The following is a 25,120-nucleotide window of genomic DNA, read 5'->3' on the forward strand; positions in this document are numbered from 1 at the left end:
TCAGGACGGAGAGTCGGGGTCATCTCATGCCGTTCTGCACCAGGTGCAACCGAGCGTATCGTCCGTCTGCGGCGAGCAGCTCGTCGTGCGAACCCTGCTCGACGATGCGTCCGCGTTCGAGCACGACGATGCGGTCGGCCTGGCGGATCGTCGACAGGCGGTGCGCGACCACGAGCGTCGTGCGACCGCGCATGAGCCTTTCGAGCGCCTCCTTGACGAGCCCTTCGGACTCGGGGTCGAGGGCGCTCGTCGCCTCATCGAGCAGCAGGATCCGCGGGTCGCGCACGAGGGCGCGGGCGATCGCCAGCCGCTGCCGCTGACCACCCGAGAGGCGCGCGCCTCGCTCGCCGACGACGGTGTGCCACCCCTGCGGCTGCTCGTTCACGAACTCCCACGCGTTGGCATCTCGCAGAGCCCGTTCCACCCGATCCGGCGTGACATCCGGCATGCCGTAGGCGATGTTGTCGAAGACCGAGCCCTCGAACAGCACCGACTCCTGAGGGACGACCGAGATCGATCGGCGCACTGTCCGCAGGTCGAGCTCCTGCATGTCCTGACCGTCGAGCCTGATGCGACCGCTCGTGGGTCGGACGAACCCGAGCACGAGGTTGAGGAGCGTCGACTTCCCAGATCCCGACGACCCGACGAACGCGACCGTCTCGCCGGGAGCGATGCGCAGATCGATCTCGAACAGGGCGTCATCGTCGGCATCCGCATACCGGTGGCTGGCCGCATCCAGCACGATCTCGCCCGCCACCTTCGAGACCATGCGCTTGCCGGAGTTCTGCTCGACGTCGGGCTCCTGCAGCACCTCGGCGATCGAGCGCACCGACTCGAGGCCGCGGGCTCCGACCGGAATGAGCATCAGCAGCTGGGTGAGCCCGCCGGTCAACAGGGTGAAGTAGCTCGAGAGCATCACGACCTCGCCGGGCGTGATCGGCAGGAAGCCGGTGAGCGCGCACACGGCCGCGAGCATGAGGCAGGCGACGCCGAGCAGCTGCATCGCCACCCACGAGATCGACGCCACTCTGCCGTTCAGCAGGTCGAGGTCGAGGCCCGCCTTGCGGACTCCGTCTGCACCGCCCGCGACACGGCTGATCGCCGTCTCCTCGAGTCCGTGAGCGCGGGTCACCGGGATCAGCGACGCCATCTCGCCGACCCGGGCAGACAGCGTCTCGATCTCGCGACGGAAGACCTCGTTGCGACTCTGCGAGCGATTGCGCATGCCATAGCGGATGCCGATGGCGATCGGCACGGCGAGGGCGTAGACGGGAAGGAACTGCGGCACCGTGATCGCCGTCATCCCGAGTGCACCGAGCATCACCATGGTCGATGACAGCAGCGGATGCGTGACCTGCTGCAGCATCAGCTCGACGTTCTCGACGTCGCGCACGACCTTCGTCTGCACGATCGACGAGCTCATCCGCGTGTGATATCCGATCGAGAGACTCTGCAGTCGGGCGGTGAGGGCGTTGCGCAGGTCGGCGCCGAGGTCTCGCACCACGGTCATGAAGTTGCGCGTGTAGATGATGTGGTTGGGGTAGTTCTGCAGCAGGAGCACCGCGGCGAGCGCGAACCACCACAGCACCTCGGTCACCTCGCCGTCGCTCGCCACCACGTCGATGATCGCCGCGGTGATCACCGGCAGGAACCAGAGCGGAATCTCCTTGATCGCGAACGCGGTGATCGCGAAGGTCAGCCGCCAGGGCCGGCGGGCGATGAGGCGCAGCACAGAGCGAGTCGGGTGATTCCCATCGATGAGCGCGGTCGGGTGGGAAAGCGCTTTCTGTGCCATGGTCCTATCGTAGAGTCACCGCACCTCTCACGGAAGCGCGACCCCCGAATCGGCAGGAGCACACATGACCTTCGACGCAGCATTCGATTGGGCGCGCCGTCACGTGCAGGCGGAACACCTGCCGACAGCGGTGCTCGGCATGGCGACCGCCGACGGGATCGTCGACCTCGAGGGATTCGGGGCAGCGACCGATGCCGTGTACCCGCTGTTCTCGATCACCAAGGTGCTCACCGGCATCACCGCGACGAGAGCCATCGAGCGCGGTCTGCTCACACCGGACACTGCCCTCACTGATGCGCTGCCCGATTTCGGATCGTCCCGCGACGACATCGTGCGACTCCGGCACCTCGCATCGCACACCTCCGGGATCTCCGAGCCCGCCCTCGACACGACTCTGCCGCTGCGCCAGGAGCTGCTCACGAGAGGGCGGGACTTCGCTGCGGGAACAGCCTCGCGCTACTCGACGATCGCCTTCGAGGGCATCGCCGCGCTGATCGAACACGCGACCGACACGACGTGGGATGCCGGGACCCTCGAGTGGGCCCACCGCATCGGCGCGATCGGACTGACCCTCGACACCGCGCAGTCGGTCGGCGTCCCTGATGCCGCGGCGGGCGGGCTCGACCTCGATCGGTTCCACGCGACGCGTGCGCCCGGCGCGGGGATGCTGGGTCGCGCAGAGGACCTGCTCCATCTCGGCGCCGAACTGCTGCGCATCGGCCGCGGCGAGCGCGACGGCATCCTGTCTCCCGCCGGCCTGGCGATGATGCTGCGCCCGCTGACCGGCGACATCCCCCGCCTCGACCCTTACCCCGACGGGCGCGGGCAGGACTGGGGGTTCACGTTCAACCTGCGCTCGCGGGCGCCCGGGCTCGTCGACCGCGACGTCTACGGCCACGGGGGCTGGGCCGGCACCGAGTTCTGGGTGCACCCCGGTGCGGGGATCTGCTGGGTGCTGCTCACGAACGCGGCGGTGCGCCCCGGCGTCGACGCCGACGAGCTCGACAACGCGATCGTCGCGGCCCTGTAGCCGCCGACCTTCACTTGACACGGCCATCGGCTCTGTCTAGTGTTGAGACATCGAATGAAACGATTCAAAACCTCGATGAAGAGAGAACACCCATGACCCGCGTCGCGTTCCAGTTGCAGGTGCGTCCTGAACTGCTCGACGAATACCTCGCCCGTCACTCCCCCGTCTGGCCCGAGATGCTGGCCGAGATCGCGGCCGCAGGCCGACGCAACTACTCGCTGTTCCTGGCGGAGGGCGGCACGCTCGTCGGCTACTACGAGACCGACGACGATGCCGCAGCGCAGGCCTACCTCGCCGCATCCCCCGTCGCCGCGCGCTGGGAGGCCGAGATGGGGCGCTTCTTCGTCGATCTCGAGGGCCGCCCCGACCAGGCAGCCACCGCGCTCACCGAGGTGTTCCACCTCGAAGACCAGCTCGCCGACGCCGGCGGCTCCCCCGAACCCGACACCGACAACCGCAACGACACCGAAGGCAGCGCCTCATGAGCATCCTCTCGTCCGACAACCTCGCCGCTCTCGAGCAGCAGGGCATCGAACTCCCCAGCTGGGCGTTCGGCAACTCCGGCACCCGGTTCAAGGTGTTCGGCACGCCCGGCACGCCGCGCGACCCGTGGGAGAAGATCGCGGATGCCGCGCAGGTCAACAAGTACACCGCGCTCGCCCCCTCGGTGGCTCTGCACATCCCGTGGGACCTCGTCGACTCGTTCTCCGACCTCCGCAAGCACGCCGAAGACCTCGGCGTCACCCTCGGCACGGTCAACTCGAACACATTCCAGGACGACGACTACAAGTTCGGAGCCCTGACCCATGAGGACCCCACGATCCGTCAGAAGGCGATCGACCACCACCTCGCCTGCATCGATGTGATGGATGCCACGGGCAGCCGCGACCTGAAGATCTGGCTCGCCGAGGGCTCGAACTACCCGGGCCAGGCAGACCTGCGCGGCCGTCAGGACCGCCTCCAGGAGTCGCTCCAGCAGATCTACGCGCGCCTCGGCGACGACCAGCGCCTCGTGCTCGAGTACAAGTTCTTCGAGCCGGCTTTCTACCACACCGATGTTCCCGACTGGGGCACGTCGTACGCCCAGGTCTCGTCGCTCGGCGACAAGGCCATGGTGTGCCTCGACACCGGCCACCACGCCCCCGGCACGAACATCGAGTTCATCGTCATGCAGTTGCTGCGCCTGGGCAAGCTCGGCTCGTTCGACTTCAACTCGCGCTTCTACGCCGACGACGACCTCATCGTGGGCGCGGCCGACCCGTTCCAGCTGTTCCGCATCCTGTTCGAGGTCGTCCGCGGCGGCGGCCTGAACAACCCCGACGTGGCGTTCATGCTCGACCAGTGCCACAACGTCGAAGACAAGATCCCCGGTCAGATCCGCTCGGTGCTCAACGTGCAGGAGATGACGGCCCGCGCGCTGATCGTCGACCGCGATGCGCTGACCGCCGCGCAGAAGTCGGGCGACGTGCTGGCCGCCAACGCCGTGTTCATGGACGCGTTCTACACCGATGTGCGCCCGGCCCTGGCCGAGTGGCGCGAGTCGCGCGGACTCGCCGCCGACCCGATGAAGGCCTACGCCGAGTCGGGCTACCAGCAGAAGATCGCTGCCGACCGCGTCGGCGGGGTGCAGGCCGGCTGGGGCGCCTGAGCGCGCATCCTGACTCGTCGGGGTGCGGGAGCCGATCCCCGCGCCCCGACGTCCCATCGACAGAACGGATGACGCTGTGAGAGACCAGGTGCTCGACGGTCCGCATGGACCGTTGCGCGTGCGCGTGTACGAGCCGGAGAACCCCGCGGGGCCCGGGCTGGTCTGGGTGCACGGCGGCGGATTCGCCGCGGGCGAGATCGACATGCCCGAAGCCGACTGGGTCGCGCGGAGCTTCGCCGATCGCGGCATCGTCGTGGTCTCGGTGGACTACGCCCTCGCTCCGTTCCCTCGTGTCTGGGCCGCTGCGGCGGACGCACCCGAACGCGAAGGCGTGCACTACCCCGTCGCCTCCGACGAAGTGGAGCACGCGTTCCGATGGGCAGTCGCCTCCGATCTCGCGGAAGGCCCGTGGTCGATCGGCGGTGCGAGTGCCGGCGGCAACCTCGCGACCGGTGCGGCACTCCGTCTCAGCCATGGCGCAGGCCCTTTCGCGGCACTCGCAGTGCTCGCCTACCCGACGCTGCATGCCGTGCAGGGCACACCGGATGCTGCACTTCGCGCCGCACTCGATGCCGACCCCGAGGCCGACACCTTCGGCCCTGAAGCCGTGCGTGGAATGTATGAGAACTATCTCGGAGGCCCGGTCTCGGCTGCCGAGGTCTACGCCGTTCCGGGCACGGCATCCCCCGCTCAGCTCTCGCACTTCCCCGCCACGATCATGATCAACGGCGAGGTCGACGAGCTCCGCGTCTCGGGCGAGGCGTTCGGCGCCTTGCTGCGCGACGCCGGCATCGCCCTCGACATCTCCACCGAGCCGAACACCCGCCACGGCCACCTCAACCAGCCAGAACTCGCGGCGGCGACCGCATCGATCGATCGCTTCGCCGCCCGCATCCTCGCCACGTCCTCCGAGCACAAGGAACAGTCATGACCAACCCCACCGCCGCCGCCCTCATCGAGCGGTCGAACCGCCTGGGCGCCGATCCCAAGAACACCAACTACGCGGGCGGCAACACGTCGGCCAAGGGCACCGAGACCGACCCGGTCACGGGCCAGCCGGTCGAGCTGATGTGGGTCAAGGGATCGGGCGGAGACCTGGGGACCCTCACGGAGCAGGGCCTGGCTGTGCTGCGCCTCGACCGCATGCGCGCGCTCGTCGACGTCTACCCCGGCCTCGACCGAGAAGACGAGATGGTCGCCGCGTTCGACTACTGCCTGCACGGCAAGGGCGGCGCCGCCCCGTCGATCGACACCGCGATGCACGGCCTCGTCGATGCCGCACACGTCGACCACCTGCACCCCGACTCGGGCATCGCGATCGCCACCGCCGCCGACGGCGAAGAGCTGACCGCGAAGATCTTCGGCGACAAGGTCGTGTGGGTGCCGTGGCGTCGCCCGGGCTTCCAGCTCGGACTCGACATCGCCGCGATCAAGGCGAAGAACCCGCAGGCGATCGGCACCATTCTGGGCGGACACGGCATCACGGCCTGGGGTGACACGTCGGAGGAGGCCGAGGCCAACTCGCTGTGGATCATCGACACCGCCGCCGCCTACATCGAGGCCAACGGCAAGGCCGACCCGTTCGGCGGTGTCCGTGCCGGCTTCGAGGCCCTCCCCGAAACCGAGCGCCGTGAGCGCGCCGCCGCCCTCGCCGGCACCATCCGCGGCATCGCGTCGACCGACAAGCCGATGGTCGGCCACTTCGCCGACTCCGACGTCGTGCTCGACTTCCTCGCCTCCGACCGGGCCCCCGAGCTCGCCGCTCTCGGCACCAGCTGCCCCGACCACTTCCTGCGCACCAAGGTCAAGCCGCTGATCCTCGACCTGCCCGTCACGGCATCCCTCGACGAGCAGATCGCCCGCCTGCACGAGCTGCACACCGAGTACCGCGCCGACTACCAGGCCTACTACGACGCGCACGCGACGGCCGAGTCTCCGGCGATCCGCGGCGCCGACCCGCTCATCGTGCTCGTTCCCGGCATCGGCATGTTCTCGTACGGGGCGAACAAGCAGACCGCCCGCGTCGCCGGCGAGTTCTACGTCAACGCGATCAACGTCATGCGCGGGGCCGAGGCGCTGTCGACCTACTCCCCCATCTCCGACGCCGAGAAGTTCGACATCGAGTACTGGGCGCTCGAAGAGGCGAAGCTGCAGCGCATGCCGAAGCCGAAGTCGCACCAGGGCCGCATCGCGTTCGTCACCGGGGCTGCCAGCGGCATCGGCAAGGCCATCGCCACCCGCCTCGCGGCCGAGGGCGCCTGCGTCGTCATCGCCGACCTCGACCTCGAGAAGGCCCAGGCCGCCGCGGCCGAGCTCGGCAACACCGACGTCGCTATCGGCGTCGCGGCGAACGTCGCCGACGCCGATGCGATCCAGGCCGCGCTGAACGACGCCGTGCTCGCGTTCGGCGGCGTCGACCTCGTCGTCAACAACGCCGGACTCTCACTGTCGAAGCCGCTGCTCGAGACCACCGAGAAGGACTGGGACCTGCAGCACGACGTCATGGCCAAGGGCTCGTTCCTCGTGTCGAAGGCGGCAGCCCGCGTGCTGATCGACCAGAAGCTCGGCGGAGACATCATCTACATCTCGTCGAAGAACTCCGTCTTCGCCGGCCCGAACAACATCGCCTACTCGGCGACCAAGGCCGACCAGGCCCACCAGGTGCGACTGCTCGCCGTCGAGCTCGGCGAGTTCGGCATCCGCGTCAACGGCATCAACCCCGACGGCGTCGTGCGCGGCTCTGGCATCTTCGCCTCGGGCTGGGGCGCGAACCGCGCCGCGACCTACGGCGTCGCCGAGGAGGACCTCGGTCAGTTCTACGCCAACCGCACGATCCTCAAGCGCGAGGTCGTTCCCGAGAACGTCGCGGATGCCGTCTATGTGCTGACGGGCCCCGAGCTCAGCCGCACGACCGGTCTGCACATCCCGGTCGACTCCGGCGTCGCCGCGGCGTTCCTGCGATGACTGTCCGCGCCGTCGCCGCCGTCGACCTCGGGGCGACCAGCGGTCGCGTCATGATCGGGCGGATCGGCGACGGCCGGCTCGACCTCGAGCTCGTCTCACGGTTCCCGAACGGGCCCGTCGAGCGCGAAGACGGACTGCACTGGGACTTCGACGCTCTCTACGAGCATGTCGTCGCGGGCCTCGCCGAGGCCGTTCGTCGCGAGCCGGGCATCGAGAGCATCGGCATCGATTCGTGGGCCGTCGACTACGGCCTCGTGAAGGACGGCGAGCTTCTCGCTGAGCCGTTCCACTATCGCGACGACCGCACCGTGCGCGGCGTCGCGGAGGTGCACGCCGAGGCGCCTTTCGCCGAGCTGTATCAGCGCAACGGGCTGCAGTTCCTGCCGTTCAACACGCTCTATCAGTACCGCGTCGAGGCGCGTCTCGCCGACGCCGACACGGCGCTGCTGATCCCCGACCTCATCGCCTTCCTGCTCACCGGAACGTCCGTCGCCGAACGCACGAATGCCTCGACCACCGGGCTGCTCGGCGTCGAATCGGGCGAGTGGGACAGCGAGCTGGCCGAGCGCCTCGGCATCCCGTCGAGCATCCTGCCGACGCTCGTCGATCCGGGCGAGACGATCGGCACCCTGCGACCCGAGCTCGCTGAACGCGTCGGCAAGGAGCTGCCCGTGATCGCGGTCGGCTCGCACGACACGGCATCCGCCGTCGTCGCCGCTCCGCTGTCGACCCCGCACTCCGCGTACATCTCGTGCGGCACCTGGGGCTTGGTCGGCGTCGAGCTGACCGAACCGGTGCTGACGGATGCTGCGCGCGGGGCCAACTTCACGCACGAGCTCGGCGTCGACGGCCGCTACCGGTTCCTGCACAACGTCACCGGGCTCTGGCTGCTCAGCGAGACCGTGCGCGCGTGGGAGACGGAAGACGGAACGTCGATCGACCTGTCCGAGCTGCTGACGGCGGCATCCGCGGTCACGGGCGACGTGCCGATCTTCGACGCCGACGACTCCTCGCTCAGCGCACCGGGAGACATGCCCGCGCGCATCGCGGCGCTGCTCGGGTCAGAAGCGCCGTCATCGAGGCCCGCGTTCGCACGGTCGATCGTCGAGTCGATCGCCACGGCATTCGCGGGTGCCGTGCAGACGGCATCCGATCTGTCACGGCGCGAGCTCGACAGCATCCACCTGGTCGGAGGCGGCTCGCTGAACCGCCTGCTGTGCCAGGCGACGGCCGATCGCACCGGTCTTCCCGTGCTCGCGGGCCCCGTCGAGGCGACCGCTCTCGGCAACGTGCTCGTGCAGGCGCGCGCTCTGGGCGCCGCTCCCGACTCCCTCGAGGAGCTGCGAGCACTCGTCGCCGCGACCCACGAGCCCGAGCGCTTCGACCCGCGCTGACCCGCTCGCACCTCTCGGGCGGCTGACGCCACTGTGCGCAGTCGGCTGCCCGGATCACGGATGGATGCCGAGAACACCCTTTCTCGGCATCCATCCGTGCTTCGGCATGCACGTGTGTCGCGCGGGACACTCGCAGGACGGGCGGAGAGCTGCGCCCTGCCCCCGGACACTCGAAAGGGGCGCCGGGCCGAAGCCCGACGCCCCCGACGAACCCGACTCAGAAGTCGAACTCGCCGATGTTCTCTGCGTTGAACTCGAACGGGTCGCCGAGCAGCACGACGCCGTCGGCGCCGACCGTGTACTCGCCGAGCTCGCCGGCTTCGAAGGTGTCGCCCTCTTCGCCGGTGATCTCGCCCTCGATCAGCGCCTTGGACGCGAAGGCCGCCAGGTAGCCGAGGTCGGCCGGGTTCCACAGCGCGAACGCGGTGACGGTGTTGTCTTCGACGTACTCGCGCATCTGGTTCGGGGTGCCGAGACCGGTGATCGCGACCTTGCCCTTGTAGTCCGAGGTCGAGACGTAGCGCGCGGCAGCCGCGATGCCGACCGTGGTGGGCGAGATGATGCCCTTCAGGTTCGGGTGGCTCTGCAGCAGGGCCGCAGTCTTGTCGAACGACGTCTGGTCGTCGTCGTCGCCGTAGACGGTCTCGACGATGGTGATGTCGGGGTACTCGCTGGCGACGTACTCCTCCATGAGTTCGATCCACGCGTTCTGGTTGGTCGCGTTGGCGGATGCCGACAGGATCGCGACTTCGCCCGCTCCACCGATCTGGTCGGCGATCAGGTCGACCTGCACCTTGGCGATGCCCTCGGAGTCGGCCTGGTTGATGAACAGATCACGGCACTCGGGGTTCGTGTCGGAGTCGAAGGTGACGACCTTGACGCCGGCGTCGCGAGCCTCGTTCAGCGCATCGCAGATCGCCTTGGGGTCGTTGGCCGAGACGACCAGCGCACCGACGGCCTGCTGCGTCGCGGTGTTGATGTAGCTGACCTGCGCGTCGGGCGTGGCCTCGGCCGGGCCGACCTCGGCGAACGTGCCGCCGAACTCGTCGACGGCCGTCTTGCCGCCCTCGCTCGAGGTGTCGAAGTAGGGGTTTCCGAGGTTCTTGGGCAGGAACGTGATCGACAGGTTGTCGGACCCGCCGCCTTCGCCCTCGCCCGAACCCGAGCCGCCGGTGCCGCCGCTGGTGTCGGCGCAGCCGCTCAGCACGAGCGCTGCGGCCACGGCGACCGCCGCGAACCCCGCGATCTTCTTGCGTGCAAACGTCATTGTTCTTCCTTTCGTGATGATCACCGCTGGCGGGTGCCGACGATGAGAGGCTGCCTCATGGTGCGGGAGAGGCCGCTACGCGGAGGGGCGGGCCGGCCTTCGACCTGACGCGCTGCGCCCAGGCGAGGACGCTGGCTGCGACGACCGAGAAGATCAGCAGACCGCCGGTGATGATGTTGATGACGTCGGAGGTGACGCCGGCGAGGCGCAGGCTGCTGCCGAGCACCCCGATCAGGAGCACCGCGGCGACGACGCCGTGCAGGTGACCCCGTCCGCCGAAGACCGAGACTCCGCCGAGCACGACGGCCGCGATCACCTGCAGTTCGAGGCCGGTGGCGTTGTCTCCGCGGGCGCTGCCGAACCGCAGCGTGTAGAAGATGCCGGCGAACGCGGCGACGACACCCGAGAGCACGAACAGGATGAACTTCGTGCGTTCGACATCGACGCCCGAGAAGCGCGCTGCGTCCTTCGAGAGTCCGATCGCGAAGATGCCCCGACCGAAGGGGGTGAAGTGCAGCAGCACCGCGAACAGCACCAGCAGGATCAGGAACGGGATGACGATGTACGGGATCGTCGTGCCGGCGATCTTCGCCTTCGCCAGCGCCGTCCACGTCTCCGGGAAGTCGGTGACCGCGGTGGTGCCGAGCAGGCCGACCGCGAGGCCGCGGAAGAGCGCGAGCGTGCCGATCGTGACGGCGAGCGAGGGCAGGCCGACGACCGTGACGAGGAAGCCGTTGAGGGCCCCTCCCACGACTCCGACCAGCAGCGCCGCCAGGGCTGCGACCTCGAACGGCGCACCCGACTCGGTGAGCACACCGATCACGACGCTGGCGAGTCCGACCATGGAGCCGACCGACAGGTCGATCTCGCCGGTGATCATCACGAGCGTCATCGGCAGCGCGATCAGCAGAATGGGCGCGACATCGAGCAGGAGGTAGTTCGCCGTGATCGGCTGCGCGAAGCCGCGGATCGTGACGGCCGCGACGATCGCCACCAGCACGAGCAGCGCGATGATCGCGAACTCGCGGTTGACGAAGATGCGACGCCACAGGGGCCGGTCGTAGTCGCGGATGACGCGCGTCGACGTGGTCGTCGTTGCCGTGGTCATGATTCGTCCCTCGCTTCGATGAGCTGGCGTCTCTGTCTGACCGCGAGCACCCGGTCGAGCACGATGGCCCCGATGATGAGCACACCGACCACGGCGCGCTGCCAGAAGTCGGGGATGCCGAGAATCGGCAGTGCGCGGTTGATGGTCATCAGGAGCATGGCGCCGATGGCCGCACCCCAGACCGTGCCGACACCGCCGGTGATCGCGATGCCGCCGATCACGGCCGCGCCGACCGCATCCAACTCCCAGCCGCTGCCGGCCTGTGAGCTGATCGATCCGTAGCGCGCGGCGTAGAAGACGCCGGCCAGCCCGGCGAGCGCGCCGGAGAGGACGAACGCGGAGAGCACCCGGCGGGTGACCTTGAGGCCGTAGAGCTCGGCGGCCGAGGGGTCGGATCCGATCGCGTAATACTCGCGGCCGCCCCTGGTGTTGCGCAGATACCAGGCGGCCAGTGCGAGCACGATCACCGCGACGATCGACAGCACCGGGATGAAGAGGATCTGCTGGGTGCCGAGCGCGAGGAAGTCCTTCGGCATGTCGGAGGCGTTGATGCGGTCGCTGCCGGTCCACAGCACGTTGATGCCGCGGTAGGCATAGAGCGTGCCGAGTGTGATCACCATCGCCGGCACCTTGGCGAATGCGACCAAGGCGCCGTTCACGAGACCGAGGAAGGCTCCGAGCAGCACGGCTGCGATCACGACGAGGACGATCGGGATGCCGGGCACGTCGACGAAGAGGCGTCCGGTGAGATATGCCGTCAGGCCCATGACCGAGCCGACCGAGAGGTCGACGTTGCGGGTGATGATCACGATGGCCTGGCCGACCGCGACGAGCATGAGGATCGACGGCGTCAGCAGCAGATCGCGCCAGCCGTCGGCGCTGAACAGGAAGTTGGGGTTCTTCACCGTGGCGGCGATCACGACGAGCACGAGGGCGGCGAGGATGCCGAACTCCCGTGCACGGCCGATGCCGCCCGGCTTCTTGGCGATCGCCGGAGCGGCGGCCGCCGGCGCGGTGGTGAGGCTCATGACTGCAGCTCCGATGAGTGGGTGGCGGCGAACATGACGTTCTCGCTGGTGGCGTCGTCGCGGGAGATCTCGGCGGTGATGCGCCCTTCGCGCATCACGAGCACGCGGTCTGCCATGCCGAGGACTTCGGGGAGCTCCGACGAGATCATCAGGATCCCGAGACCCTCGCCCGCGAGCTGCGAGAGCAGGCGGTGCACCTCGGACTTCGTGCCGACATCGATGCCTCGTGTCGGCTCGTCGATGATCAGCACCCGGGGGTCGGTTGCCAGCCACTTGGCCAGCACGACCTTCTGCTGGTTTCCGCCCGAGAGGGTGGCGGCGACGGTGTCGAGCGCGTGCGTCTTGACCTCGAGGCGCGATGCCCACTCCTTCGCCGCACGGTTCTCGATGCCGCTGGTGATCAGACCCCACTTCGACAGGCGCCGACGGATCGCGAGAGTGATGTTGCCGCCGACACCCGCATCGATGACGAGCCCCTGCTTGCGGCGGTCCTCGGGCACGAGCGCGAGGCCGCTGCGCATCGCCGCGGTGGGGTTGCGGCGTGCGACGCCTGCGCCGAGCATCCGCACCTCTCCGTCGCTGTACGGATCGACGCCGAAGACGGCACGGGCGACTTCGGAGCGCCCTGCCCCGACGAGGCCGGCGAGGGCGACGATCTCGCCCGCGCGAACGGTGAAGGAGATGTCGTGGAAGACACCGGGGCGGGTGAGGCCGGTGACCTCGAGCAGCGGTTCGCCGATCGCGGCCTCCTGCTTGGGGAAGAGCTCGGTGACGTCGCGACCGACCATCTGCCTGACCAGGTCGTCGACCGTGGTCTCGGCGATCGGGGTCGTGTCGATGTAGGCGCCGTCGCGCATCACGGTCACCGTGTCGCACAGGTCGAACACCTCGTCGAAGCGGTGCGAGATGAAGAGGATCGCACGGCCCTCGTCGCGGAGGCTCCGCGCGACGGCGAACAGACGGTCGACCTCGACGCCGCTGAGCGCCGCGGTCGGCTCGTCCATGATCAGCACGCTCGCGTCGAGCGAGATGGCCTTGGCGATCTCGATGATCTGCTGGTCGGCGATCGAGAGACCCTCGGTGATGCGGTCGGGGTCGAGCGTCACTCCCAGGCGACGGAAGATCCGGTCGACCTCGGTGCGCATGGCTTTGCGGTCGATGCGTCCGAGGAGTCCGGTGGGCTGACGCCCCATGAAGATGTTCTCGGTCACCGAGAGATCGGGGAACAGCGTCGGCTCCTGGTAGATGACCGCGATGCCTGCGGCCTTCGACTGGGCCGTGCTGGTGAAGTCGACGTCTTCGCCGTGCAGGCGGAAGTCCCCCGAGTCACGGCGGTAGAGACCGGCCATGATCTTCACGAGCGTGGACTTTCCCGCTCCGTTCTCGCCGATGAGGGCGTGGATGGAACCGGGGCGGAGCGTCAGGCTGCCGGAGCGGAGCGCGACGACGGGGCCGAAGGACTTCACGACCCGATGCAGCTCGAGCGCGGTGGGGGGAGCGCTGCGGGCGGAGGCTGCGTCTACCACTGGCTTTCCTCTCCGTTGAGGGGGATGATGATCGGAATGAACTTTACCTGAATCGATTCAAGCTCGTTTCAGGCTAGTGTATGTGATGCCGGTCTCAGGTCAACCCCCGATGCCGAAGCGTGATCCGCCCGACGACGAGAGGACAGCCGAATGCCGATCAGCATCCGCGATGTCGCCGTCCGTGCGGGCGTCTCCGTCGGCACGGTCTCGAACGTGCTGAATCGGCCGGACGAGGTCTCCAGCGACTCGGTCGAACGCGTCACGCAGGCGATCGAAGAACTCGGCTATGTGCGCAATGACGCGGCTCGCAAGCTGCGAGCCGGTGTCAGCACGACCGTGGGATTCGTGGTGCTCGACGGCCAGAACCCCTTCTACAACGACGTCGTGCGCGGGGCGGAGGACGAGGCATCGAGCCACGGCATCGCGATCCTCTACGGCAACACCGACGACGACCCCTCGCGGGAGAAGGTCTACCTCGATCTGTTCCGCGAGCAGCAGGTGCGCGGTCTGCTCATCGCCCCCTACGGCGACGTCATGACGCAGCTGCGCAGGTTCCGCGCGAGCGGCATCGCGACGGTGCTCGTCGACCGGTTCAGCGCCGACAGCGGGTTCTCGTCGGTCTCGGTCGACAGCGTCGCGGGCGGGCGGCTCGCGGTCGAGCATCTGATCGAGGGAGGTCGGCGGCGCATCGCCTTCGTCGGCGGCCCCTTCGACATGCGCCAGGTCACCGACCGTCTCGCCGGCGCTCGTGCCGCGGCCGAGAACGCGGCCGTGCACGTCGAGCTCGAGGTCGTTCCGACTGCGGCGATGACCGTCGAGGAGGGCGTCGCCGCGGGCGCGCGCCTGCTCACCCGCCCGCGCCGCGAGTGGCCGGATGCTCTCTTCGCCGCGAACGACCTGCTCGCCCTCGGCCTGCTGCAGTCGCTCGTGGCCGGTGGACGCCTGCTCGTGCCGCAGGAGATCGCTCTGATCGGCTTCGACGACAACCCGTTCGCCGCGGCCGCCGCAGTCCCGCTGTCATCGATCCGCCAGCCCAGCCGCATGATCGGGCGCACCGCGCTGCGGATCGTGCTCGAAGAGGCGGCCGACCCTGAGAGCATCCCCCGGCAGACCGTGTTCCCGCCCGAGCTGATCGTGCGCAGCTCGACGAGCGGCTGACCGGTCCGTCCGCGGCGCAGCGTTGCGGGACGGATGGCTGACCGATTCCCGGTTGGCTGCCGCCTGACACGCGGATGACCAGCCGTCCGTGGTCCGAGCAGCCGTCCGTCCCGCAGGAGCCGCCCTCAGCGAGCCCCGTACGCCCTCGCGACCGGACGCCGCAGTCCCTCATATTCGACGGACGGCCAGCGGTCGTCGACCGTCAGCACGTCCCAGCCCTCCGCTGTACGCAGCATGGTGTCCTCGACCTTGAGCCCCGGTGCGGTCGGGTTCCACGCGAACGCCTGATTCTCGACGAGACGATCGACCGTGGACGCCGCAGCGCGCGGGTCGCGTCCGGCATAGCCGCTCGGCCCACCCTGGTGGTGCCGCTGCCACTCGTCGGCGTCGAAGCCGAAGCGGGCGTACGCCGCCGTGCCCGCGGCGAATGCCTCGTCGAGGCGAGCGCCCGGCACCGATGCGTCGAGGAAAGCACGCTCCACGCCGAGCAGCGGTTCCTCGTCGACAGGTGCTCCGATCCAGCGGGTGGCGTTGGCGATCAGCCCGTCACGGCGACCGCACACCACGACCATGGCCCGATCTCCGAGCACGCCCGCGGTCGGAAGCGGATGCCGGAACGCACCGCGATCAGCGCCGGCGACGAGCACGACGAGCGGATCGATCCCCCGGGCGATGAGCTCCGCGGCGACCACCGCCGCGACCGCGCGCTCGGTCTGATCCGACCCGACGCGGCCCAGCACATCGGTCAAGGTCTCGGCCGTCTCGCGCCCGAGGACTCGGTACCTCTCGGTCTCGGCGGGCAGCATCCGCGCACGCGCTGCGCGGAGCTCTGCCGCCACCTGCGACTCCGGAACGCCCGACCGCTCGGCCGCCGCGACCGACGGCGGGATCCACCACGGCACCCGCACCACGCGCTCGGCATCCTCCGGCAGCAGCTCTTCGGCGATCAGTCGATCCGCCTCGTTCGCGGCGACGAACAGCACATCTCCGTGCGTCTCCGCGCGCACCGCGAGCACCGGCGGACCCGCGAGCGACACATGCGTGCGCGCTCCCTCGAGGTACCACGACACCGCCTCGTGCGAGGTGAGCACGAGCGTCGCACCATCGACGTCGCGCCGCACTCGCGCGAGACGATCCTGCTTCTCGATGCGGTCTTCGGATGCTCCGGCCACGCGACCCTCCTCGTAGAACGTTTTCTCGTAGTATGACGACAGCCGTGACCGATCGCGGAATGGAGGGATGCTGATGGCACGCGAATCCTCTCGCCCCGGCATCACCGACGTCGCGAAGCTCGCCGGCGTCTCGCTGTCGACCGTGTCGCGGGCGATGAACGGGAACCCCACGGTCGACCCCGCCCTCGCGGAGCGCGTGCGGGCCGCCGCCGCCGAACTCGGCTACACCGCGAACCCGGTGGCTCGGAGTCTGGTGCTCGGCCGCACCCAGACGGTCGCGGTCGTCATCCCGGATCTCGAGAACCCGACCTTCCAGGCGGTCCTCCGCGGGCTCAGCCGTGCAGCGACTGCCGATGGTTACCACGTGCTCGTCGCCGATTCCCGCGAAGATCTCGACGAGGAGCACGCGCTCGCCAGGGCGACACGACTGCGCACCGACGGCGTGATCCTGTGCGCTCCTCGAATGCCCGAAGAGGAGCTCGCGACGCTGCTGCCCGCGCTCTCCCCCGCCGTCGTGATCAACCGCGGGCCGCAGATCAGCGCTCCCGTCGTCGGCGCCGACTACGGCTTGGGCATGCGCGAGATCGTCGACCATCTGACGTCTCTCGGCCACCGCCGGCTGGTCTATCTCGCCGGAGCGACGCGCAGCGTGACGCACAAGGCGCGACAGGAGGCGATCGCCGCAGCGGTCTCCCGGCTCGACCGGCTCGAGGTCGAGGAGATCACCGCGGGGGTCGACTTCGACAGCGGCACGGCCGTCGCCGATCAGGTGCTCGCGAGCGGTGCGACCGCCGTGATCGCCTACAACGACCTCGTCGCGATGGGCCTCCTCTCGGCGCTGACCGTGCGCCGCGTCGAGGTACCGGGCCAGCTGTCGATCACCGGCTTCGACGACATCCCGTTCGCCGCCTACACGTCGCCGCCGCTCACGACCGCGGCGGTTCCGGCTGTCGATCTCGGCGCAGCAGCCTGGGCCGCCATGCACGCCCAACTCACCGGCGGCGAACCCACCCCGGCGCTCACGCTGACGCCGACCCTGGTCGTGCGCGGAAGCACCTCCGCCCCGCGCGAGGACTGAGCCGCCTCCGCCCGAGTGCTCGGCTTCCGCCCTGTGCTATCGTCGAGAAAACGTTTCCTGAGTTCGAGATCACAGAAGGATCACGATGACGAAGACCCGTTATGCCCTGGCCGGTGCCGGAGTCCGCGCGCAGATGTATGTCGATGCGATCACCGGAGCGCACCGGGACCGCGCCGAACTGGTCGCGATCGTCGAGCCCAACCCCGTGCGCGCCGCCTTCCATTCCGAACGCGCGGTCGACGCAGGCGCCTCCGCTCCCCGCCTCGCGACCCCCGACGAGCTCGAACAGGTGATCCGCGACGAACGCGTCGACCGGGTCATCATCTGCTCGCGCGACGATCTGCACGCCGAGCTGATCGTCCGCTCGCTCGAGGCCGGTGCCGATGTCGTGGTCGAGAAGCCGCTGACGATCGACGCGGCGAGCGCGGCCCGCATCGAAGAGGTCGTCGAACGCACCGGCCGACAGGTGGTGCTGACGTTCAACTACCGGTACTCCCCCCGCAACAGCGCGCTGCGCCGGATCATCCAGGACGGCACGATCGGGCAGGTCACCTCCGTCGACTTCCAGTGGATGCTCGACACCAACCACGGCGCCGACTACTTCCGCCGCTGGCACCGGGACAAGAAGAACTCGGGCGGTCTTCTCGTGCACAAGTCGAGCCATCACTTCGACCTCGTCAACTGGTGGATCCGCTCGCAGCCGACCCGCGTCTACGCGTCGGGCGGTCTGCGCTTCTACGGCGCCGAGAATGCGGCCGGCCGCGGCCTCGGCGAGCGTCCGGCGCGAGGAACCCACGACGGGGGCGACCTCTTCGAACTCGACCTCCGCACCGACGAACGCCTGACCGCGCTCTACCTCGACGCCGAGCAGCACGACGGCTACGTGCGCGACCTCGACGTGTTCAGCGAGGGCATCACGATCGAGGACAACCTCGCGCTCGTCGTCGACTACGTCTCGGGCGCGACCATGTCGTACTCGCTGAACGCGCACTCGCCGTGGGAGGGCTATCGCGTCGCCGTCAACGGCACGCTCGGCCGCGTCGAGCTCGAGGTCGTCGAACGCGGAGCCGTGCTGGCCGGTGAGGGCCTGCATCCCCACATCGACCCGAGCCTCTCGGGCGGCGACGGCACCACCGCACTGCGCCCTGAAGGCGAGCGCATACTCGTGCAGCGGCACTGGGAAGCGGCCTACGAGGTGCCCATCGACGGCGGCGACGGCGGACACGGCGGCGGCGACGCCCTGCTCCTGTCCGACGTCTTCGAAGATCCGGGCGATGACCCGCTCGCGCGGCCGGCGGACTGGACAGACGGCATCCGCTCCATCGCCGTCGGCATCGCGGGCAACCGCTCCCTCGAGACCGGACTCCCCGTGAGGGTCGACGAGCTCGGGATCGCCCTGCTCGCACGCCGATGAGGATCGTCGTCACCGGCGGGTCCGGGCGACTCGGGCGCACGCTCGTGACAGGACTCGCGGATGCCGGACACGAGCTCATCTCCGTCGACAAAGAGCCGATCGCACACCTCGACCGCGCCGGGATCACTCAGTTCTCCCTCGATCTGACCGACGCGGATGCCACGGCGTCGGCACTCGCGGGCACACGAGCTGACGCGGTGATCCACCTCGCGGCGATCGCGGTGCCCTTCAGCGCACCCGAAGACGTGATCCTGCGCACGAACGCCGCCCTCGCGCAGTCGGTGCTCGGCGGAGCCGTGCGTGCAGGCATCCGCCGAGTGGTCGCAGCGTCGAGCCCGACGGTGATCGGCTACGGCGCACCCCGCGGCTGGACTCCCGAGCGCCTCCCCCTCGACGAGACATCGCCCACCGAACCGTGGAACGCCTACGCCCTGTCGAAGCTGCTGATCGAGCAGACGATCGACATGCTGCGGCGCCAGGCGGGCGACGACGTGCGGTTCGCATCCTTCCGCCCCTGCTACGTGATCGCCCCCGAGGAATGGGCCGGCGCTCCGACCCAGCAGGGGCACACCGTGCTCGAACGCCTCGATGACCCCGCACTGTCGGCACCGGCGCTCTTCAACTACATCGATGCCCGCGACGTCGCAGCCTTCGCCGACGCCCTGCTCGACGCCCTCGACGACATCCCGAACGGCGAGCGGTTCTTCGTCGGCGCCGACGACGCGCTCGCCCGCCGCCCGCTGAGCGAGCTGCTGCCGCAGTTCCACCCCGGCACCGCGCGGGCGGCGGCCGAGCTCACCGGCACTGCGCCCGCGTTCTCCTCCGCCAAAGCCGCTCGCCTGCTCGGCTGGCGCGCCGCGCGCACCTGGCGCACGGAGCTCGCGGCAGGACGCGCGCTGCTGTGACCACCATCCGGAGTCTGACGTCGCGTCTCCAGCGGGTGCCGCTGACGCGTCCGTGGGCTGCCGACGTGACGTCGGTCGGTATCATCGCGACCCACGTCGTGCGCTCAGACGGCGGCGAAGGATGGGGTTTCTCGTGGAGCCCGCAGATCGGCGCACCCGCCGTGCAGTCGCTGCTGCAGCAGGACATCGCTCCCGCCTCCGTGGGCCGATCCGCTGTTCCCGGCGAGGCCTGGCAGAGCCTGTGGGAGCACCTGCACGAAGCGGGCGGCGGTGGCATCACGACGATCGCGCTGGCAGGGCTCGACCTCGCGCTGTGGGATGCCGAGGCGCGCGCTGCCGACACCTCGGTGTCGCGCCTGATCGGCTACCGCCGTGAGCGCGTGCGCGCCTACGGATCGGGCGTGAACCTGCACTACCCGCTCGAAGAGCTGCTCGCCCAGGTGCAGCGCTGGATCGATGCGGGGTTCGATGCCGTGAAGATCAAGGTCGGAAAGCCCGATCTCTCGGAGGACATCGAGCGCGTCGCCGCCGTGCGCGCGCTGCTCGGACCCGATCGCGCGCTGATGATCGACGCGAACCAACGCTGGGATCTCGACCGCGCGACGACGTCGATCGACGCACTGTCGCGCTTCGATCTCGCCTGGATCGAGGAGCCGCTGCGGGCCGACGACCTCATCGGCCACACCGAGCTCGCCCGTCGCATCGACGTGCCCATAGCGGTCGGCGAGAACCTGCACACGGTGCACCGCTTCGCAGACTTCCTCCGGGCAGGCGCCGCGCAGATCGTGCAGCCCAACATCGTGCGCGTCGGCGGAATCACCCCGTTGCTCCGCATCGCCGGGCTCGCCGCCTCGCATGGCGTCGCCCTGCATCCTCACCTGCTGCCAGAGCTCTCGGGCCAGCTCGCCCTGACGCTGCCCGACACCGCGTTCGAACCACTGGTCGAGGATGTGGAGGATGCCGGATTCGGGGCGCTCGGCGCTCTGGCCGATCCCTCGCCCGTGACCATCGCCGACGGCTTCCTCACCGAGAACGAGCATCACGGCCTCGGCATCCGCTTCTCCCCCGTTCTCGGAGACGAGGCTGGACGCGACCTGACGATCTGACGCACAGCCCCGCGCACGACAGCGCCCTCCCCGTCGCAGGACGGAGAGGGCGCTTCGTCGTTCGGACGGTCTGAGATCAGGCCGGCGTCAGCACTCCCGCGTTCGCGCCCTCGAGCAGCTGCTCGACCTGCTCGTGCGTGACGTCGACACCGGGGAATCCGATCAGTCGGCCGATCGGGAACGACGCCATCATCTTCTGCATCGCCTCGTCGTTCGGCATCATCGAGGCAGCCGACGAGTCCGCACCGGTCAGCTCTCCCAGGAATCCGCCGAGGGCGCCCATGACGGTCGGGCCAGCTACGGGGTGCGCGAGGACATCGCCGATCGACGAGTTCATCGTGAGGGGAAGCGAGACGGCATCGCCCTCGACCTGCACGGTCGCGGAAGAACGGATGTCGCGGCTCGACGCGGCGACCTCGACCGTGTACTCGCCGCTCTCGACGATCCAGCGGTCGACGCGCACGTCCCAATAGGCGAGGTCCTCTCGGCGCACGACGAGCTCGACGGTACGGGTCTCCCCCGCAGCGAGCGCCACCGATGCGAAGGCCTTGAGCTCGCGCGGCGCGCGCTGCACGACGGAGGCGACCGGGGCCGCATAGACCTGCACGATCTCGCGGCCGTCGCGGTCTCCGGTGTTGGTCACATCGACCCGCACGACGATGTCGCCGCTCTCGCTCGCCGCGACCGACGCCTCGCCATACGAGAACGTCGTGTACGAGAGGCCGTACCCGAAGGGGAAGGTGACGTCGAGGCCCTTCGCGTCGTACCAGCGGTAGCCGACCAGCACGCCCTCGCCGTAGCGGACGTGACCGAACTCACCGGGGAAGCTGCCGAACGAGGGGTTGTCCTCCAGCCGCACCGGAACGGTCTCGGTGAGCTTTCCCGAGGGGTTCACCGCTCCGTAGAGCACGTCGGCGACAGCGCCGCCGCCGGCCTGGCCGAGCAGCCACGTCTCGACGATCGCCGGCACCCGCTCGGCGAAGGGCAGCGCGACGACGCCGCCGTTCGAGAGCACGACCGCCGTGGTGGGGTTCGCCGCGATCACGGCGTCGAGCACCTCCAGCTGCGCAGCGGGCAGATCGATGTGCTCGCGGTCGAAGCCCTCGGATTCCTCGGCAGCGGGAAGGCCGAGGAACACGACGGCGACGTCGGCTGCGGATGCGACGGCGACGGCCTCGGCGCGCAGGTCGTCGGCCGAACGGCCGGATGCCGCGATGTCGCCACCTTCGACAGCGAAGCCGGCGGCGTACGTGACGTTCTCTCCACCCACGGCACGGAGCTCGTCCCACGCGGTGTCGACGCGGGTGGGGTTGATGAGCGAGGATCCGGCTCCCTGGAAGCGCGGCTCGGTCGCGAAGGCTCCGATGACGGCGATCCTCTGCTCCGCGGCGAGCGGCAGCACGTCGCCGTCGTTCTTCAACAGCACGATGGAGCGTCCGGCCGCTTCCCTCGCGAGCGCATGGTGCGCGTCGACGTCGAGAGGACCTGCGACGGCAGGGCGCCGCTGCGCCTTGCGCACGAGATCGATCGCACGGTCGGCTGCGGTGTCGAGCACGCTCTCGTCGAGCTCGCCGGCGCGCACCGCGGCCACGAGCTGAGCATCCGTCCGCCCGCCCGACGACGGCATCTCGAGGTCGAGACCGGCGGCGACGCCAGCCACGCGGTCGTTCACAGCACCCCAGTCCGAGACGACCACGCCGTCGAAGCCCCAGTCATCGCGCAGCACCTGTGTGAGCAGCCACGGGTCCTCCGAGGCGTAGACCCCGTTGATGCGGTTGTACGAGCACATGACGGTCCACGGCTCGGCATCCTTGACCACGCGCTCGAAGCCGCGCAGGTAGATCTCGTGCAACGGACGCGGGTCCACGTCGGAGCTCGCGCGCATGCGATCGAACTCCTGGTTGTTGGCCGCGAAGTGCTTGAGCGAGGTGCCGACGCCCTGCGACTGCACTCCTCGCACCGAGGCCGCACCGAGGATCCCCGAGACGATCGGGTCCTCCGAGAAGTACTCGAAGTTGCGACCGCACAGGGGCGACCGCTTGATGTTGATGCCGGGGCCGAGCACGATGGCGACGTCTTCGATCGCCGCCTCGACGCCGATGGCCGCGCCGACGCGCTCGACGATCTCGGGATCGAACGTCGAGCCGATGCCGACAGCGGGAGGGAAGCAGGTCGCCGGCACACTGCTCGAGAGACCGAGGTGATCGGTGCCGCCTGCTTGCTTGCGCAGGCCGTGCGGGCCGTCGGTCATCATGATCGACGGCAGACCGACGCGCTCGATGGCCTTCGTCGTCCAGAAGTCCGCACCGCTGGTGAGCGATGCCTTCTCCTCGAGGGTGAGATCGGATGCCGATGTATCGGTCATGATGTTCCTTTCGCGGCGACGGCGGTGTCCTGCGAAAACTATATGCCAGTAAGTATTGGATCTCAAACGTTGTTCAGGATTACTCTCGAGGGATGGCACGACGAGGTTCATACGCGAAGGGCGTCGCCAGACGCGAGGAGATCCTCGAGAGCGCTCTCGATGTGATCGGCCGCAAGGGCTACCAGAACGCCTCGCTCAAGCAGATCGCCGAGCTGGTCGGCGTCACCCCCGCCGCGCTCCTGCACTACTTCGGCAGCAAGGAGGAGCTCTTCACCGAGGTGCTGCGCAAGCGCGACGAGCACGACGGCATGATGCCGCAGACGCTGAATCCGGTCGACGGCAAGTCCGCGTTCATCGATGTCATCCGCCACAACACCGAGGTCCCCGGAGTCGTCGAACTGTTCTCACGCCTCTCGGTCGACGCCGTCGACCCCGCGCATCCGGCCCATCAGTACTTCCTCGAGCGCAGCGAGAAGCTCCGCGAGAGCATCACCGACAGCTTCGTCCACGACGCCGCCCACCGGGCGACGCTCGACCCGGACACCATGGCACGGGTGATCCAGGCGGTCGCCGACGGGCTGCAGCTGCAGTGGATGATCGACCGCTCCGTCGACATGCCGGGCATCATCGGAGCCCTCATGGACGTGCTCTACCCGCCGACCGATCAGCCGGAGACGCCTACGCGCTGAACGCGGAGAACCGCCCACACCCTGACAGGCAGGAGGGGCGGTTCTTCGGGATGGTCCGTGCGGTCGGCGTGGACGTCAGCGGACGTTTCCGTTCGAGCAGGTCTGCTGCGCGGCCGAGTTGCCCTTGATCGTGTCAGGCAGCGCCACGACGTTCTCAGGTGTCGCCGCAGGGTCAGGCGTCGCCGCCTCGGCACCCGCGTCGGCGGGCGTCTGCGTGGCCGGATCCGTCACGACGACTCCGTCGTTCTCGGTGTTCTGATGCGTGACCTGCAGCTGGGCGTTCTCGTTGATCGCGTTCCACATGGCCTCGGCGGACTCCTTGTCCGGCACGACGCGGTTGGGGTCGGCCGGGTCCGCGAACGTCGGGTACTGCAGGAAGACGATGTCCTCGAACGGCACGGACTTCACCGCGAGCGCGATCTGCACGATCTTCATCGGGTCGGCGAGCGAGGTGCTCGCCTCGACGTTGTCGAGACCGGTGGTCGCGAGCTTCAACATCATGGGGACGTTGCCGAGCGTCTCGCCGCTGATCAGCGTGCGCGCCAGGCTCGACATGTACTGCTGCTGGTTGCCGATGCGTCCGAGGTCGCTGCCGTCTCCGACGCCGTGGCGGGTGCGGAGGAACTGCAGAGCGGTGATGCCCTCGATCACGTGGTTTCCGGCTGCCAGATCGAGGCCCGTGTAGCGGTCCTTGATCGGAGAGGCGAGGCACACCTCGACGCCGCCGATCGCATTCGTGATCTCGATCACACCGCCGAACGTGACCGATGCCGCGAACTGGATCTCCTGACCGGTGAGGTCGGAGACGGTCTTCGCGACGCAGTTGAGTCCGCCGTCGGTGTAGGCGGTGTTGATCTGCTGCTTGCTCATCGCGGAGTGCACGTCGCCCTCGGCGTCTTCGCACTCGGGGATCGGCACCATCATGTCTCGGGGCAGGCTGACGACGGTGATGCGGCGGGGCTCCTCCGACACGTGCAGGAGGAGATTCACGTCATTGAGCGTGCCTTCGGAGTCGGCGCCGGTGCAGCGTTCGCCGAAGTACTGCGCATAGGCCTCTTCGCACGTGTCGACACCGGTGAGGAGCATGTTGAATCCGCCCTCGTACTCGCTGATGTCCGGCGGCAGCTCCTCGGTGCTGTCCAGCTCGACCGCGTTGGCCGAGACCGTGCTCGAGAGGTCGTAGACGATGTACGAGACGACGCCGAAGCCGCTCACCAGGACGACGGCGAGACCGATCGCGATGAACGTCAGAAGCTGGCTGACGGGGCCCGGCGAGTGGAGCTGTCCGTGTCGCGCGATGGTACGACGGCGTCGGGTGTGAGGACTCACTCGGTGCCTTTCGGTTTCAGCGTGCGGTGCGGGGGGACACCGTTCCCTGGAATGCGGAGGGTGTGGGATTCGAACCCACGAGACATCTCTGCCCACTGGTTTTCAAGACCAGCTCCATCGGCCACTCGGACAACCCTCCCGACA

At 68.9% G+C, this 25,120-nt stretch carries 20 protein-coding genes and 1 tRNA gene; 12 read left to right on the forward strand and 9 right to left on the reverse strand.

Annotated features, from left to right (window positions below; genetic code table 11):
• Window positions 1-19 precede the first annotated feature (19 nt).
• A complete protein-coding gene (locus OB895_RS08635; RefSeq protein WP_311879825.1) occupies window positions 20-1,795 on the reverse strand; it encodes an ABC transporter ATP-binding protein in 1,776 nt (591 codons plus the stop codon).
• A gap of 64 nt (window positions 1,796-1,859) precedes the next feature.
• Here OB895_RS08635 and OB895_RS08640 point away from each other — a divergent pair, with 64 nt between their 5' ends.
• The 6 genes from OB895_RS08640 (at window position 1,860) to OB895_RS08665 (ending at window position 8,831) form a co-directional block, all read left to right on the forward strand.
• Window positions 1,860-2,825 (forward strand): serine hydrolase domain-containing protein, encoded by a 966-nt coding sequence (locus tag OB895_RS08640; protein ID WP_311879827.1) that lies wholly within the window; start codon window positions 1,860-1,862, stop codon window positions 2,823-2,825.
• A gap of 92 nt (window positions 2,826-2,917) precedes the next feature.
• Window positions 2,918-3,310 carry an L-rhamnose mutarotase gene (locus OB895_RS08645; RefSeq protein WP_056375587.1) on the forward strand — a complete coding sequence of 131 codons (393 nt, stop codon included), beginning with the start codon at window positions 2,918-2,920 and terminating at the stop codon, window positions 3,308-3,310.
• The gene (gene rhaI / locus OB895_RS08650; RefSeq protein WP_042537037.1) at window positions 3,307-4,473 is read left to right on the forward strand and encodes an L-rhamnose isomerase; all 1,167 of its coding nucleotides are present in this window, start codon (window positions 3,307-3,309) and stop codon (window positions 4,471-4,473) included. The genes OB895_RS08645 and rhaI overlap by 4 nt, the downstream gene beginning before the upstream one ends.
• A 76-nt stretch (window positions 4,474-4,549) precedes the next feature.
• Complete coding sequence (locus OB895_RS08655; RefSeq protein WP_042537035.1) at window positions 4,550-5,404, forward strand: alpha/beta hydrolase; 855 nt, start codon at window positions 4,550-4,552, stop codon at window positions 5,402-5,404.
• A complete protein-coding gene (locus OB895_RS08660; RefSeq protein WP_079112228.1) occupies window positions 5,401-7,437 on the forward strand; it encodes a bifunctional rhamnulose-1-phosphate aldolase/short-chain dehydrogenase in 2,037 nt (678 codons plus the stop codon). The genes OB895_RS08655 and OB895_RS08660 overlap by 4 nt, the downstream gene beginning before the upstream one ends.
• Entirely contained in the window at window positions 7,434-8,831 is a 1,398-nt protein-coding gene (locus OB895_RS08665; RefSeq protein WP_079112227.1) for a rhamnulokinase, read from the forward strand. Before OB895_RS08660 ends, OB895_RS08665 begins: the two co-directional genes overlap by 4 nt.
• Window positions 8,832-9,048: 217 nt before the next feature.
• Here the strand turns inward: OB895_RS08665 and rhaS are convergent, their stop codons facing one another.
• From rhaS to OB895_RS08685, 4 genes are read right to left on the reverse strand one after another with little or no spacing between them, the layout of a single operon-like run.
• The gene (rhaS, locus tag OB895_RS08670; protein ID WP_079112226.1) at window positions 9,049-10,098 is read right to left on the reverse strand and encodes a rhamnose ABC transporter substrate-binding protein; all 1,050 of its coding nucleotides are present in this window, start codon (window positions 10,096-10,098) and stop codon (window positions 9,049-9,051) included.
• Window positions 10,099-10,153: 55 nt separating this feature from the next.
• Window positions 10,154-11,206, reverse strand: coding sequence for an ABC transporter permease (locus OB895_RS08675; protein ID WP_311879832.1), 1,053 nt, complete (start codon window positions 11,204-11,206; stop codon window positions 10,154-10,156).
• On the reverse strand, window positions 11,203-12,234 hold the full coding sequence (locus tag OB895_RS08680) for an ABC transporter permease (RefSeq protein ID WP_079112224.1): 1,032 nt from the start codon (window positions 12,232-12,234) through the stop codon (window positions 11,203-11,205). The genes OB895_RS08675 and OB895_RS08680 overlap by 4 nt, the downstream gene beginning before the upstream one ends.
• Window positions 12,231-13,760, reverse strand: a complete 1,530-nt coding sequence (locus tag OB895_RS08685) for a sugar ABC transporter ATP-binding protein (RefSeq protein ID WP_079112223.1) — start codon at window positions 13,758-13,760, stop codon at window positions 12,231-12,233. The genes OB895_RS08680 and OB895_RS08685 overlap by 4 nt, the downstream gene beginning before the upstream one ends.
• A 150-nt stretch (window positions 13,761-13,910) precedes the next feature.
• On the opposite strand from OB895_RS08685, the gene OB895_RS08690 reads away from it, so the two are divergent.
• A complete protein-coding gene (locus OB895_RS08690; protein WP_042537018.1) occupies window positions 13,911-14,918 on the forward strand; it encodes a LacI family DNA-binding transcriptional regulator in 1,008 nt (335 codons plus the stop codon).
• Window positions 14,919-15,043: 125 nt separating this feature from the next.
• Here OB895_RS08690 and OB895_RS08695 read toward each other — a convergent pair whose 3' ends face one another.
• On the reverse strand, window positions 15,044-16,090 hold the full coding sequence (locus OB895_RS08695) for a M24 family metallopeptidase (RefSeq protein ID WP_228385645.1): 1,047 nt from the start codon (window positions 16,088-16,090) through the stop codon (window positions 15,044-15,046).
• A 73-nt stretch (window positions 16,091-16,163) separates the two neighbouring features.
• On the opposite strand from OB895_RS08695, the gene OB895_RS08700 reads away from it, so the two are divergent.
• The 4 genes from OB895_RS08700 (at window position 16,164) to OB895_RS08715 (ending at window position 20,593) form a co-directional block, all read left to right on the forward strand.
• A complete protein-coding gene (locus tag OB895_RS08700) occupies window positions 16,164-17,168 on the forward strand; it encodes a LacI family DNA-binding transcriptional regulator (RefSeq protein WP_079112222.1) in 1,005 nt (334 codons plus the stop codon).
• A gap of 85 nt (window positions 17,169-17,253) precedes the next feature.
• Complete coding sequence (locus OB895_RS08705; protein ID WP_079112221.1) at window positions 17,254-18,582, forward strand: Gfo/Idh/MocA family protein; 1,329 nt, start codon at window positions 17,254-17,256, stop codon at window positions 18,580-18,582.
• Window positions 18,579-19,487: an NAD-dependent epimerase/dehydratase family protein gene (locus OB895_RS08710; RefSeq protein WP_079112220.1), complete on the forward strand. Its 909-nt coding sequence runs from the start codon at window positions 18,579-18,581 to the stop codon at window positions 19,485-19,487. The genes OB895_RS08705 and OB895_RS08710 overlap by 4 nt, the downstream gene beginning before the upstream one ends.
• On the forward strand, window positions 19,484-20,593 hold the full coding sequence (locus tag OB895_RS08715) for a mandelate racemase/muconate lactonizing enzyme family protein (protein WP_228385644.1): 1,110 nt from the start codon (window positions 19,484-19,486) through the stop codon (window positions 20,591-20,593). Before OB895_RS08710 ends, OB895_RS08715 begins: the two co-directional genes overlap by 4 nt.
• A 76-nt stretch (window positions 20,594-20,669) precedes the next feature.
• Here OB895_RS08715 and OB895_RS08720 read toward each other — a convergent pair whose 3' ends face one another.
• Window positions 20,670-22,958 (reverse strand): glycoside hydrolase family 3 C-terminal domain-containing protein, encoded by a 2,289-nt coding sequence (locus OB895_RS08720; protein WP_311879836.1) that lies wholly within the window; start codon window positions 22,956-22,958, stop codon window positions 20,670-20,672.
• Window positions 22,959-23,050: 92 nt separating this feature from the next.
• Between OB895_RS08720 and OB895_RS08725 the strand changes: the two genes are divergently transcribed.
• Window positions 23,051-23,647, forward strand: a complete 597-nt coding sequence (locus tag OB895_RS08725) for a TetR/AcrR family transcriptional regulator (protein ID WP_042537007.1) — start codon at window positions 23,051-23,053, stop codon at window positions 23,645-23,647.
• A 75-nt stretch (window positions 23,648-23,722) separates the two neighbouring features.
• Here the strand turns inward: OB895_RS08725 and OB895_RS08730 are convergent, their stop codons facing one another.
• Both OB895_RS08730 and OB895_RS08735 read right to left on the reverse strand, forming a co-directional pair.
• Window positions 23,723-24,976 (reverse strand): LCP family protein, encoded by a 1,254-nt coding sequence (locus OB895_RS08730; protein ID WP_052492826.1) that lies wholly within the window; start codon window positions 24,974-24,976, stop codon window positions 23,723-23,725.
• Between the two features lie 54 nt (window positions 24,977-25,030).
• A tRNA-Ser gene (locus tag OB895_RS08735) sits at window positions 25,031-25,115 on the reverse strand.
• Between the last annotated feature and the right edge of the window lie 5 nt (window positions 25,116-25,120).

The organism is Microbacterium forte (assembly GCF_031885415.1).
Taxonomy (GTDB): Bacteria; Actinomycetota; Actinomycetes; order Actinomycetales; family Microbacteriaceae; genus Microbacterium; species Microbacterium forte.

What these genes read in the sequence shown, in the direction of transcription:
- OB895_RS08660 (WP_079112228.1), top strand. Translation starts at nt 5,401, where the DNA reads ATGACCAACCCCACCGCCGCCGCCCTCATCGAGCGGTCGAACCGCCTG.
- OB895_RS08640 (WP_311879827.1), top strand. Translation starts at nt 1,860, where the DNA reads ATGACCTTCGACGCAGCATTCGATTGGGCGCGCCGTCACGTGCAGGCG.
- OB895_RS08710 (WP_079112220.1), top strand. Translation starts at nt 18,579, where the DNA reads ATGAGGATCGTCGTCACCGGCGGGTCCGGGCGACTCGGGCGCACGCTC.
- OB895_RS08635 (WP_311879825.1), bottom strand. Translation starts at nt 1,795, where the DNA reads ATGGCACAGAAAGCGCTTTCCCACCCGACCGCGCTCATCGATGGGAAT.
- OB895_RS08690 (WP_042537018.1), top strand. Translation starts at nt 13,911, where the DNA reads ATGCCGATCAGCATCCGCGATGTCGCCGTCCGTGCGGGCGTCTCCGTC.
- rhaI (WP_042537037.1), top strand. Translation starts at nt 3,307, where the DNA reads ATGAGCATCCTCTCGTCCGACAACCTCGCCGCTCTCGAGCAGCAGGGC.
- OB895_RS08705 (WP_079112221.1), top strand. Translation starts at nt 17,254, where the DNA reads ATGACGAAGACCCGTTATGCCCTGGCCGGTGCCGGAGTCCGCGCGCAG.
- OB895_RS08720 (WP_311879836.1), bottom strand. Translation starts at nt 22,958, where the DNA reads ATGACCGATACATCGGCATCCGATCTCACCCTCGAGGAGAAGGCATCG.
- OB895_RS08725 (WP_042537007.1), top strand. Translation starts at nt 23,051, where the DNA reads ATGGCACGACGAGGTTCATACGCGAAGGGCGTCGCCAGACGCGAGGAG.
- OB895_RS08645 (WP_056375587.1), top strand. Translation starts at nt 2,918, where the DNA reads ATGACCCGCGTCGCGTTCCAGTTGCAGGTGCGTCCTGAACTGCTCGAC.
- OB895_RS08700 (WP_079112222.1), top strand. Translation starts at nt 16,164, where the DNA reads ATGGCACGCGAATCCTCTCGCCCCGGCATCACCGACGTCGCGAAGCTC.
- rhaS (WP_079112226.1), bottom strand. Translation starts at nt 10,098, where the DNA reads ATGACGTTTGCACGCAAGAAGATCGCGGGGTTCGCGGCGGTCGCCGTG.
- OB895_RS08665 (WP_079112227.1), top strand. Translation starts at nt 7,434, where the DNA reads ATGACTGTCCGCGCCGTCGCCGCCGTCGACCTCGGGGCGACCAGCGGT.
- OB895_RS08675 (WP_311879832.1), bottom strand. Translation starts at nt 11,206, where the DNA reads ATGACCACGGCAACGACGACCACGTCGACGCGCGTCATCCGCGACTAC.
- OB895_RS08680 (WP_079112224.1), bottom strand. Translation starts at nt 12,234, where the DNA reads ATGAGCCTCACCACCGCGCCGGCGGCCGCCGCTCCGGCGATCGCCAAG.